The 12,072-nt window shown below is 62.7% G+C and carries 11 protein-coding genes; 10 read left to right on the forward strand and 1 reads right to left on the reverse strand.

Translation table 11 applies throughout. The features are described from left to right. Positions 1–19: 19 nt before the first annotated feature. From U5805_RS06880 to U5805_RS06915, 8 genes are all read left to right on the forward strand, one after another. The gene (locus U5805_RS06880; protein WP_322102702.1) at positions 20–799 is read left to right on the forward strand and encodes a DeoR/GlpR family DNA-binding transcription regulator; all 780 of its coding nucleotides are present in this window, start codon (positions 20–22) and stop codon (positions 797–799) included. A gap of 223 nt (positions 800–1,022) precedes the next feature. Then, positions 1,023–2,555: a glycerol-3-phosphate dehydrogenase gene (gene glpD / locus U5805_RS06885; protein ID WP_322102703.1), complete on the forward strand. Its 1,533-nt coding sequence runs from the start codon at positions 1,023–1,025 to the stop codon at positions 2,553–2,555. A gap of 79 nt (positions 2,556–2,634) precedes the next feature. Beyond that, positions 2,635–4,137 carry a glycerol kinase GlpK gene (glpK, locus tag U5805_RS06890; RefSeq protein WP_322102704.1) on the forward strand — a complete coding sequence of 501 codons (1,503 nt, stop codon included), beginning with the start codon at positions 2,635–2,637 and terminating at the stop codon, positions 4,135–4,137. A gap of 113 nt (positions 4,138–4,250) precedes the next feature. Then, a complete protein-coding gene (locus U5805_RS06895; protein ID WP_322102705.1) occupies positions 4,251–4,967 on the forward strand; it encodes an MIP/aquaporin family protein in 717 nt (238 codons plus the stop codon). A 421-nt stretch (positions 4,968–5,388) separates the two neighbouring features. After that, the gene (locus U5805_RS06900) at positions 5,389–6,141 is read left to right on the forward strand and encodes an SDR family NAD(P)-dependent oxidoreductase (RefSeq protein ID WP_322102706.1); all 753 of its coding nucleotides are present in this window, start codon (positions 5,389–5,391) and stop codon (positions 6,139–6,141) included. A gap of 77 nt (positions 6,142–6,218) precedes the next feature. After that, on the forward strand, positions 6,219–7,565 hold the full coding sequence (locus U5805_RS06905; RefSeq protein ID WP_322102707.1) for an MFS transporter: 1,347 nt from the start codon (positions 6,219–6,221) through the stop codon (positions 7,563–7,565). A 24-nt stretch (positions 7,566–7,589) separates the two neighbouring features. Next, positions 7,590–8,768 (forward strand): L-rhamnonate dehydratase, encoded by a 1,179-nt coding sequence (gene rhmD, locus U5805_RS06910; RefSeq protein WP_322102708.1) that lies wholly within the window; start codon positions 7,590–7,592, stop codon positions 8,766–8,768. 49 nt (positions 8,769–8,817) lie between these two features. After that, positions 8,818–9,600: an SDR family NAD(P)-dependent oxidoreductase gene (locus U5805_RS06915; RefSeq protein ID WP_322102709.1), complete on the forward strand. Its 783-nt coding sequence runs from the start codon at positions 8,818–8,820 to the stop codon at positions 9,598–9,600. Between the two features lie 26 nt (positions 9,601–9,626). Here the strand turns inward: U5805_RS06915 and U5805_RS06920 are convergent, their stop codons facing one another. Then, complete coding sequence (locus U5805_RS06920; RefSeq protein WP_322102710.1) at positions 9,627–10,619, reverse strand: LysR family transcriptional regulator; 993 nt, start codon at positions 10,617–10,619, stop codon at positions 9,627–9,629. Positions 10,620–10,813: 194 nt separating this feature from the next. Here U5805_RS06920 and rhaM point away from each other — a divergent pair, with 194 nt between their 5' ends. Both rhaM and U5805_RS06930 read left to right on the forward strand, forming a co-directional pair. Then, positions 10,814–11,128, forward strand: coding sequence for an L-rhamnose mutarotase (gene rhaM / locus U5805_RS06925; protein WP_322102711.1), 315 nt, complete (start codon positions 10,814–10,816; stop codon positions 11,126–11,128). Between the two features lie 29 nt (positions 11,129–11,157). Continuing rightward, the gene (locus U5805_RS06930) at positions 11,158–12,063 is read left to right on the forward strand and encodes an amidohydrolase family protein (protein ID WP_322102712.1); all 906 of its coding nucleotides are present in this window, start codon (positions 11,158–11,160) and stop codon (positions 12,061–12,063) included. The last annotated feature ends 9 nt before the right edge of the window (positions 12,064–12,072 follow it).

Here is a 12,072-nt window from a genome sequence, read left to right on the forward strand (position 1 = left end):
ACCGCCGCCCCAACGAGCCATGAGCCGAGACCCCCGCCAGAATCTGAACGCGCGCCAGCAGGAATTGCTCGAATGGGTACAGCGCGACGGCTTCGTGACGGTCGACGATCTCGCTTCGCACTTCGACGTCACGCCGCAAACCATTCGCCGCGACGTCAACTGGCTCGCCGACATGAATCTGCTGCGCCGCTACCACGGCGGCGCGAGTCTCGCCACGAGTTCGGAAAACGTCTCGTACAGCGCGCGCCAGCAGATGTTTCATGACGAGAAGCGGCGCATCGCGGCGCTCGCCGCGCAGCACATTCCCGACCAGGCTTCGCTGTTCATCAATCTCGGCACCACGACCGAGGAAGTGGCGCGCGCGTTGCATAGTCATCGCGGGCTGCGCGTGGTGACGAACAATCTCAACGTCGCGAGCCTGATGAGCGGCTATCCCGACTGCGAAGTGCTGATCAGCGGCGGCATCGTGCGGCCGTGGGACAAAGGCATCGTGGGCGAGCACACGATCGACTTCATCCGCCAGTTCAAGGTGGATTACGCGATTATCGGCACCTCGGCGATCGAAACCGACGGCACGCTGCGCGACTTCGACACGCGCGAGGTGCGCGTGGCGCAAGCGATCATCGAGCACGCGCGCACGGTGTATCTCGTCGCCGATCACTCCAAAGTGGGCCGCCCCGCGCTCGTGCGGCAAGGGCATCTGAACCAGGTCCATGCCCTTTTCACCGACAAGCCGCTTCCCGACGACATGAGCGAAGCCGTCGTGACGGCCGGCACGCAGGTTCACGTCGCGGCCTGATTCGCGGTTTTTTCCTTTTCGAAACTTCGCGCCACGACGGGCGCGGACGGCGCGTTTCCGTCCGGAAACGAACGCTCTCTGTTCCTCTAATTGATCCCCATTTTCGTTAACGCAAAAGGCGCAGGCTATCGGGCCGATAGTTCGGGCTTTACATTTTCGATAATGTTCGATAAATTTCGAATTTGAACATTTCGATGTTCGCTTTCTTTCGGGGAACCGCAGGGTGAATCAAGAGAACCGGTACGATCTGCTAGTCGTGGGCGGCGGCATCAACGGCGCGGGCATTGCGCGCGACGCCGCCGGGCGCGGCCTTTCGGTGCTGCTTTGCGAGCAGGACGATCTGGCGTCGCACACTTCGTCGGCGAGCACGAAGCTGATTCACGGCGGGCTGCGTTACCTCGAATATCGCGAGTTCGGTCTCGTGCGCAAGGCGCTCCAGGAGCGCGAAACGCTGCTGCGCGCGGCGCCGCACATCATGTGGCCGCTGCGTTTCGTCATGCCGCACATGCCCAATCTGCGCCCCGCGTGGCTCATTCGCATGGGCCTGTTCCTTTACGATCATCTGGCGAAGCGCGAATTGCTGCCGGGCTCGCGCGGCATCGACATGCGCCGTCACGCGGCCGGCGCTCCGCTCGTCGACTCCATCCGGCGCGGCTTCGTCTATTCGGATGGCTGGGTCGACGACGCGCGCCTCGTGGTGCTGAACGCGATGGACGCGCGCGAGCGCGGCGCGTGCATTCTTACGCGCACGAAGCTCGTTTCCGCGCAACGCAAGGACGGCGAGTGGCAAGCGCTGCTGCGCCGCCCCGACGGCAGCACCTTCGACGTGCGCGCGCGCGCCATGGCCAACGCGGCCGGCCCTTGGGTGGGCGACGTGCTGCACGGCGCGCTTGGCCGCGAGGCGCGTCATGGCGTGCGGCTCGTGAAGGGCAGCCATATCGTGACGAAACGCCTGTTCGATCACGATCACGCGTACATTTTCCAGAACCCGGACAAGCGCATCATCTTTGCGATCCCGTACGAGCGCGAGTTCACACTGATCGGCACGACCGACGTGGAATATCGCAACGATCCGGCAAAGGTGTCGATCGACGGCGACGAAACGCGTTATCTCTGCGAGTCGATCAACCGCTATTTCAAGCGACAGATTTCGCCGGCCGACGTGTACTGGACTTACTCGGGCGTGCGTCCGCTGCTCGAGGAAGAAGGCACGGCGAACGCGTCCGCGGTTACGCGCGACTACAAGCTCGAACTCGACGATACGGCCGGCGCGCCGCTGCTTTCCGTGTTCGGCGGCAAGATCACGACGTTCCGCAAGCTCGCGGAAGAAGCCGCCGACGTGCTGTGCCGCGCGCTCGGGCACGAAGCGAATACGTGGACCGCCAATGCTCCGCTGCCTGGCGGCGACATTGCGAACGCGCGCTTCGAGCCGTTCGCGCAGGACTTCGCGAAGCGTCACGCGGGGCTGCCCGCCGCGCTCGCCCGCCGCTATGCGCGTGCGTACGGCACGCGCGCGGAACGCGTGGTGGGCGCCGCGCGGTCGCTCGACGATCTGGGCGCGGAAGTCGCGCCCGGCATTTACGAAGCGGAATTGCGCTACCTGCGCGAAGCCGAATGGGCAACGTGCGCCGAAGACGTGCTGTGGCGGCGTTCGAAGCTCGGCTTGCATGTCGCGCCCGGCACGTTGCCCCAGGTTGGCGCGGCCATCGACGCATGGTTCGCGGCGGCTCGCGCGGGCGAACCCGCTTCACACTGAGTTAGCGTCATTCATTCGCATCCCTAAGCATGGCGCAACGCCAGGCAAAATCACAACGAGTACAAAGGAGATAAGAGACATGCAGGAAAAGTACATTCTCGCGCTTGACCAGGGCACCACGAGTTCGCGCGCCATGTTGTTCGACGGCGAAGGCAATATCGTTTCGATTGCGCAGAAGGAATTCGAACAGATTTATCCGCAGCCGGGCTGGGTCGAGCACAATCCGCAAGAAATCTGGTCGACGCAAGCGGGCGTGGCCGCCGAAGCCGTGACGCGCGTGGGCCTGAACGGCACGAATATCGCCGCGATCGGCATTACGAACCAGCGCGAAACCACCATCGTATGGGACCGCGAAACGGGACAGCCCGTTTATAACGCGATTGTCTGGCAAGACCGCCGCACGGCCGACTTCTGCGATTCGCTCAAGGCGCGCGGGCTCGAGGCGAAAGTGCGCGCGAAAACCGGCCTGCCGATCGACTCTTACTTCTCCGCTACGAAAATCCGCTGGATTCTCGACAACGTGCCGGGCGCGCGTGAGAAAGCGCGCCAGGGCAAGCTCGCATTCGGTACGGTCGATAGCTGGCTCGTGTGGAACTTCACGAAGCACGAACTGCATATCACCGACGTAACGAACGCATCGCGCACGATGCTGTTCAACATCCACACGCGCGAGTGGGACGGCGAGTTGCTCGACGCGCTCGAAATTCCGCGCAGCATGTTGCCGGAAGTGCGTTCCTCGTCGGAAGTGTACGGCCCGACCAAGACCACGGTGTTCGCCTCGAAAATTCCGCTTGCCGGCATCGCGGGCGATCAGCAGGCGGCGCTATTCGGCCAGATGTGTACGAACTCGGGCATGGTGAAAAATACCTATGGCACGGGCTGTTTTCTGATGATGAATACGGGCGCGAAGCCCATTGAGTCGAAGAACAATCTGGTAACGACGATCGCGTGGCAGATCGGCAACGAGGTCAATTACGCGCTCGAAGGCAGCATATTTATCGCGGGGGCGGTGGTGCAGTGGTTGCGTGACGGTCTGGGCATCATCAAGAGCGCGGCGGAAATTGAAGCGCTGGCGGCGAGCGTGCCGCACACCGATGGCGTGTATCTGGTGCCGGCCTTCGCGGGGCTGGGCGCGCCGCACTGGAACGCGCACGCGCGCGGCACGCTGTTCGGCGTGACGCGCGGCACGACCTCGGCGCATCTTGCGCGCGCGGCGCTCGATGCCATTGCGTATCAATCGCTCGACGTGCTGGCGGCCATGGAAGCCGATTCGGGCATCAGCGTAGGCGAATTGCGCGTGGACGGCGGCGCGAGCGCCAACAATCTGCTCATGCAGTTTCAGGCCGATTTGCTGGGCGTGGACGCGGTGCGCCCGAAGATCACCGAAACGACTGCCTTGGGCGCGGCTTACCTCGCGGGCCTGGCAACCGGCTATTGGCAAAACGTGGACGAACTACAGAGCCAATGGAAGCTTGGTGCGCGCTTCTCGCCCGCGATGGAGGCGGCGCGCGTGGACACCTGCCGCGCAGGCTGGCAGCGCGCGGTGCGCGCGGCAAAGGCTTGGGCCGACGACGGTCGCTAAGCATTCATGCCACATTGAAATTATCAAGCATAACGAACTAACCACAACCCGCGAAACGGCTGCTTGCGCTGATTGCGCATGCGCCGTGCGGGCAGAGACACAACACGAGATCCATGTCACCCTATATTGCAGAATTCATCGGCACCGCCATATTGGTGCTGCTCGGCAACGGCGCCGTTGCGAACGTGCTGCTTGCGAAAACCAAAGGCAAAGGCGCGGACCTTATCGTTATCGTGATGGGCTGGGGCATGGCCGTGTTCGTGGCCGTCTACGTGACAGCCTCGTTCAGCGGCGCGCATTTGAATCCCATCGTGACAATCAGCCTCGCGCTGGCGGGTAAGTTCGCCTGGGCGAAGGTGGGCGGCTACGTGGCCGCGCAAATGCTGGGCGGCATGGCGGGCGCGTTTCTCGTCTGGCTCGCGTATCGTCAGCATTTTGCCAACGAGGCCGACCCCGACATCAAGCTCGCCGTGTTCTGCACCGCGCCTGCGATTCGCTGCGTGAAGCACAACGTGCTGACCGAAGCCATCTGCACGTTCGTGCTGATTCTGGGCGTGTTGTATCTGGCTGCGCCGCAAGTGGGTCTGGGCGCACTGGACGCCTTGCCGGTGGGTTTGCTCGTGTTGGGCATCGGCATTTCGCTGGGCGGCCCCACGGGTTACGCAATGAGTCCGGCGCGCGACCTCTCGCCGCGCATCATGCATGCATTGTTGCCCATTCCCGGCAAGCGTGACAGTGACTGGCGCTATGCATGGATTCCAGTATGTGGGCCGCTGGCCGGCGGCGTCGCGGCCGCCGCGCTCTATCACTACCTGCACACGTTGCATTGACAACGACCTCGCGCGCATCCCCGCGCTGCATTGCACAAGCCCGCTCATGCGGGCTTTTTTGTTGGCGAGGAGCGGAGCGCAAGCGGCCGGGCAAAGGGCGCGATCCGGTTTCGCTATCGCCTCATGCGCGTTTCGGATTGTTCGGGTATCGCTGCGCGCCTATAGTGGCTGCACGACGCGCATTCGAATACGCGAATACGCAGACGCGGCATCAAGCGGGGCCGTTGGCGCGCGGTAATGAAATTCAAAAGCCTGGCGTCGCCGATCATGCCGGGCGCATAGGTTCGTCGCACGCAAGAAAGCGTCCCTACGCGAGCGCTCGACATGCGGCTCGAAATCGACGGCCAGCGCCAGCGGCGGGACTTCGTGAACAACGCCGACGCACCGCACCGCGCAGCCGCGCATAAGGAGAACAGTCGCAATGAATCAGATTGATTTGAATGATCGCGTGATGGTGGTGACGGGTGGCGCGCGCGGCATCGGTTATGCGGTGGCGCAGCGCGCATTGCGTTCGGGCGCGGCCGTCGCGCTGTGGGACATCGACGCGGAACGGCTCGAACGTTCGCGCAAGGAATTGTCGGAGTTGGGCAAGGTTTCGGTGGTGCGAGTGGAACTGACCGACGAAGCCTCCGTCGAAGCCGCCGCACAGCAAACCGTACAAGCGCACGGCAACATCCATGCGCTCGTGAATAGCGCGGGCATTACGGGCGGAAACGGGCTGACGTGGGAATTGCCCGTGGACGTATGGCGCCGCGTGATCGACGTAAATTTGATCGGCTCGTATCTGACCTGCCGCGCCGTGATTCCGCGCATGCTGGAAGCGGGTTATGGACGCATCGTGAACATTGCTTCGGTGGCGGGCAAGGAAGGCAACCCGAATGCTTCGCACTACAGCGCCTCGAAAGCGGGATTGATCGGCTTGACCAAATCGCTCGGCAAGGAACTCGCGACGAAGAACATTCTTGTCAACGCCGTGACGCCCGCCGCCGCCAAAACAGAGATTTTCGATTCGATGTCGCAACAGCACATCGACTACATGCTTTCGAAGATTCCCATGAATCGCTTTCTCATGCCCGATGAAGCAGCAGCGATGATCGTGTGGCTTTGTTCCGAAGATTGCGCGTTCAGCACCGGCTCGGTGTTCGATCTTTCAGGCGGGCGCGCGACTTATTGACAACGTCATTCGCAGTACGAATCACAATAACGGCGCGTGCTATCAACGCGAGCGCCGCCATGGGACTGGAGACACCGATGGTAGCCGTCACATCGCCGTTGGCGGAGGCCGCGGGCCGCAAGGCCATGCGCCGCCTCTTGCCGTTCCTGTTATTGATGTACGTGCTCGCGTTTCTGGATCGCGCGAATATCGGCTTCGCACAAAAAGCCTTGCAAGGCGACACCGGGCTCTCCGATGCCGCATTCGCATTCGGCGCCGGGGTGTTCTTTGTCGGCTATGCGCTGTTCGAAGTGCCGAGCAATCTCGCGCTGCATCGCGTGGGCGCGCGTGTCTGGATGTGCCGCATCATGGTCACCTGGGGGCTCGTTTCCGCGGCCATGGCCTGGGTGCAGTCGCCCACGTCGTTCTATGCGTTGCGATTCCTGTTGGGCGTGGCCGAAGCGGGCTTCTTTCCCGGCATCATCTATTACCTCACGCAGTGGTTTCCGCAGTCGGCGCGGGCGCGCGCCATCGGCGTGTTCTATTTCGGCGCGCCGCTCGCATTTATCTTCGGCGGTCCATTGTCGGGATTCCTGATTGATTTGCATGGCACGTTCGGGCTGGCGGGATGGAAGTGGCTTTTCCTCGTTGAAGGCGCGCTCGCATCGTTAGTGGGCGTATGGGCCTGGTGGTATCTCGTCGACAAGCCGGAAGATGCCCGTTGGCTCGATGCCGATGAACGCCGCGCGCTCTGCGCGGCAATCCGGCTCGACGCGCACGAGGCCGCCGTGCGGGGTCCGGGCAACGCATTCGCCGCGCTGCTTGATCGGCGCGTGCTCGCGTATGCCGTGATCTACGCGCTGATTCAAATGAGCGTGTACGGCGTGATTTTCTTTTTGCCGCAACAGGTGGCGTCCATCGTGGGCGCGAAAGTCGGCTTGAAAGTGGGCTTGTTGGCGGCGGTGCCGTGGCTGTGCGCCGTTGCGCTCACCTGGTTCGTGCCGCGCCGCGCCGACCGCGTGGGCAGTCATCGCGCGTGGACAGTGCGTTTGCTCGTGATGTCGGGGCTCGGCATCGTCGTATCGGGCATTGCCGGCAGTGCGGGCGGCACGCCAGGCGGTGTTGTCGCCATGCTTGGCCTGTGCTGCGCCGCGAGCGGGTTTATCGCCGCGCAACCGCTGTTCTGGACGTTTCCGGCGCACGATCTCGCAGGCGTGGCGTCGGCGAGCGGTATCGCACTCATCAATTCGCTCGGCGGATTGGGCGGTTTTTTCGCACCCATGTTGCGCGCCGCCGCCGACCGCGGCTTTGCTTCGCACGCGGCCGGACTCGAACTGCTTGGGCTCGCGAGCCTCGCGGCCGCGCTGCTCGTCGTCATTGTCGTGCCGCGCGATCGCACGCGGGAAGCCGGTTCGTTCGAGCCGCCCGCACCGCGCGTGCGCTAATTCCCTACCCAGGAGCTACGTCACATGGCCATGCCAACCATCAAACACGTGCGTGCGTTCACCGTGCGCGGCGGCGGCGCCGACTATCACGACCAGGCCGACGGTCACTGGATCGACGATCATATTTCCACGCCGATGGCGCGCTACCCCGAGTATCGCCAAAGCCGCCGCTCGTTCGGCATCGACGTGCTCGGCACGCTCGTGGTGGAAGTGGAGGCGAGCGACGGCACCGTGGGTTTCGCGGTCACGACAGGCGGTGAAATTGGCGCGTTTATCGTCGAAAAGCATCTCGCGCGTTTTCTCGAAGGCCAGCGCGTGACCGACATCGAGAAGATGTGGGATCAGATGTATTACTCCACGCTCTATTACGGCCGCAAGGGCGTCGTGCTCAACACGATTTCGGGCGTCGATCTCGCGCTTTGGGACTTGCTCGGCAAGCTTCGCGAGGAGCCTGTTTATCAATTGCTCGGTGGCCCGGTGCGCGACGAGTTGACGTTCTATGCAACGGGCGCGCGCCCCGATCTCGCGAAGGAAATGGGCTTTGTCGGCGGGAAATTGCCGCTGTTGCACGGCCCGGCGGAAGGTGAGGAAGGACTGCGAAAGAATATCGAATTGCTGGCGACGATGCGCGAACGCGTGGGCGACGACTTCTGGCTCATGTACGACTGCTGGATGAGTCTCGACGTGCGATATGCCACGCGGCTCGCGCAGGCCGCGCACGAATTCGATCTCAAGTGGATCGAGGAATGTTTGCCGCCCGACGACTATTGGGGCTATGCGGAACTGCGCCGCAACGTGCCTCGCGGCATGATGGTGTCCACCGGCGAGCACGAAGCCACGCGTTGGGGCTTTCGCATGCTGCTGGAAATGGGCTGTTGCGATCTGATTCAGCCGGATGTGAACTGGTGCGGCGGCATGACCGAACTCATCAAGATTTCGGCGCTCGCCGACGCACACAACACGCTTGTGGTGCCGCACGGCTCGTCGGTATATAGCTATCACTTCGTGGTTACGCGTCATAACTCGCCGTTTGCGGAATTTCTGATGATGGCGCCCAAGGCCGATGAAGTCGTGCCGATGTTCACGCCGTTGCTGCTCGATGAGCCGGTCCCCGTGAAGGGACGATTGAAGGTGCCGGACACGCCGGGATTCGGCGTGCGGCTTAATCCGGACTGCAAACTTTCCCGGCCGTATAACCATTGAGGGTGCGCACCGGATTCACGCACCGAATAACGCCAGCCAGGAGAAGAACGTGCTGCTCAAGGACAAGGTGGTGATCGTCACCGGCGGGTCGCGCGGCATCGGCCGCGCCATTGCTGTTGCCAGTGCGCGCGAGGGTGCCGACGTCGCGATCAATTACTGGGGCGATAACGACGCTTCATACGGCCGGCGTTCCGCCATCGGCGAAGTGCTCGGCGAAATCGAGAGCCTGGGCCGTCGCGCGATTGCCGTGGAAGGCAATGTCGCCGCGCCGCAAACGGGCGTGGATCTCGTGCGTCAGACCGTCGAACGCTTCGGCAAGGTGGACGTGCTGGCGAGCAATGCAGGCATCTGCCCGTTTCACTCGTTCCTCGACATGCCGCCGGCGGTGCTGGAGCGCACGATAGGCGTGAATCTGAATGGCGCGTTCTACGTCACGCAAGCCGTCGCACGGCAAATGAAAGAGCAGGGAACGGGCGGGGCGATTGTCGCAACCAGTTCGATCAGCGCGCTCGTGGGCGGCGGCATGCAAACGCACTACACGCCGACCAAAGCGGGCGTGCATTCGTTGATGCAATCGTGCGCCGTCGCGCTCGGGCCGTATGGCATTCGCTGCAATTCGGTGATGCCCGGCACCATTGCAACCGATCTCAACGCCGAGGATCTGAGCGACGAGAGCAAACGCGAGTACTTCGAAAAGCGCATTCCACTGGGCCGCCTGGGCGCGCCCGAGGACGTGGCGGAATGCGTGGTGTTTCTCGCTTCGGATCGCGCGCGCTATGTGACCGGCGCGGCGTTGCTCGTCGACGGCGGCTTGTTCGTCAATCTTCAGTGATCCTGATGACCGGCCGAAAGGAGGTCTTAGTGGGCAACAAGCGCGGCAGGACGTGCGCCGTCGCGAGCGGCGCCGTCCATCTTGAAGGGTTGCGAAAAACGCCGCAGCAAGCCGACAAAATGTTCGGCGGGCTCGGCAAGCGGTTCGCTTTTGCGCGTGAGCACGCCGTAGCCCGGCAGGCTCTTGCCGATTTCGAGCGGCAGCACGACCAGCAGCTTGCCGCGCACGTGATCGCGCACGACCGACTCGGGCAGCATGGCCACGGCGTCGAAGCTTTCGAGCAATTGCAACGTGGCGAAGATGGACGCCGATTCGGTGAGGTTCGCGGGCGTGCCCAGGCCGGCGCGCGCGAGTTCCCCTTCGAAAAGCTCGCGCGCGGGACTCGTGATCGGTTGCGCAACCCACGGCCAGTCCATCAACTCGGTGAGCGTGACCTGTTCGCGCCTGGCCAGCGGATGACGCGCGCGCACAACGAGCACGAGCGTTTCGCGCGCGAGCGGTTCGAAGCTGAAATCGTTGTGCTGAAGCGGCGTGGTCAGCCGGCCGAGCGCGAGATCCACTTCGCGGCGATGCAGCAATTGCACGACCTGGTCGCTGGTTTCGCCGAGAATGCGCACGTGCAGCAACGGGCGTTCGGTTTTGAGCGTGGCCACGGCTTGCGCGAGCAGATCGGGCGCGGCGCCCATGATCGCGCCCACCGTGAGCTGGCCGTGGCCGCCGCGCCGTTTGACGTCGAGATCTTCGGCGAAGCGCGTGAGTTCGGCGAGCGCGCGGCGCGCATAAGCGAGCGTGACGACGCCGAGCGCCGTGGGTTGCATGCCGCGAGCGTTGCGCTCGAACAGCCGGAAGCCGAACGCTTCTTCGATATCGCTCAACATGCGGCTCGCGCTGGGCTGGGCGACGTTGATGGCGTCGGCGGCCTGGTGTACGTTGCGCGCGTCGTCGAGTGCGACGAGCAAGGCGAGATGCTTGAACCGGAGCCGGTTCACGAGCGCGACTACGGCAGTCTGATGATTCATAGGCATGCGAACCCCGGCGATCCGGTTTATGTATCGCCCGATCCCAACATCGGATTGGTTGGCTATCAATGCGGGAATTATAGTCGGATCACCTTGCCGTAATCCACGCAGAAACGCGCCTCGGGACGCCAGGGCAAACGCCAGGTAGGTATAGCCGGGTAAAGCCGGCTCGACGACGCTGGACGGAGACGAACATGGAGACAATCGCGTTTCGCATGCAGCTCGACCCCGGTAAGCGGGACGAATACGAGCGGCGCCACCGCGAAATCTGGCCTGAACTCGCGAGTGCATTGCGCGAAGCAGGCGTGAGCAATTACCGGATCTTTCTCGACGAAAGCACGCACGCGCTTTTCGCCATACTCGATCGCCGCGACGATCACACCATGAATGCGCTGCCCGATTTGCCCATCATGCGCAAATGGTGGGATTACATGGCCGACATCATGCGAACCGACTCCCATAACGTGCCGTTGCAAGAAGCGCTAGTGCCCGTATTTCATCTGCGCTAACTGGCTTTAAGTCCGCGAGGAAATCAGTCATGCAGGTTGTCGATCCACACGTTCACTTCTGGGATCTCGATACGCATCGTTACCCGTGGCTCGCAAATCCGGGCACGTCTTTCGTGGGCGATGCGCGCGAGTTGAAGCATAACTATCTGCCCGCCGATTTAATCGCGGAGGCGGGCGATATCGAGGTGCTGAAAGTCGTCCATGTCGAAGCGAATCACGATCCCGAAGATCCCGTTGAAGAAACGCGCTGGCTTCAGTCGATTGCGGATAAGGCCGCGCAAGCCGGCGAAACGCCTGCTCTGCCCGATGCGATTGTTGCTGCGTGCGACTTGAGCGCGGAAAGCGCGCCGGCCGTTTTGGAGAAACATGCCGATTTTTCCCGCACGCGCGGCATTCGCCAGATTCTCAACGTACACGCGAACCCACTGTACGACTATGTGGGACGCCACTTTATGCGCGAAGCGAAATGGCAAGCGCATTTCGCGTTGCTGGAGCGTTACGGCTTTTCTTTCGACTTGCAACTTTATCCCTCGCAAATGGAAGAAGCCGCGGCGTTGGCACGCGCGCATCCGGGGATCGAGTTCATCGTCAATCACGCGGGCATGTTCGTGGATCGCAACAGCGCGGCCGGCTGGCGTGCATGGCGCGAAGGATTGCGCGCGTTGTCCTCTTGCCGGAACGTGAGCATCAAGATCAGCGGGCTGGCAATGTTCGATCACGCATGGAGCCGGGAAAGTCTGCGGCCGTACGTGCTGGAAACCATCGACGCGTTCGGTGCGGAGCGCGCGATGTTCGCTTCCAACTTCCCTGTCGATCGCTTGTTCGGCGGGTATGCGAAGCTTTGGCACGCCTATGCGTCGATCATGAGCGACGCGAGCGAAGCCGAGAAGGCGGCGCTGTTTCGCACCAATGCCGAACGCGTTTACCGCATCTGATTGCGAGCG

This window comes from Paraburkholderia sp. J41 (genome assembly GCF_905220235.1).
Lineage (GTDB): Bacteria > Pseudomonadota > Gammaproteobacteria > Burkholderiales > Burkholderiaceae > Paraburkholderia.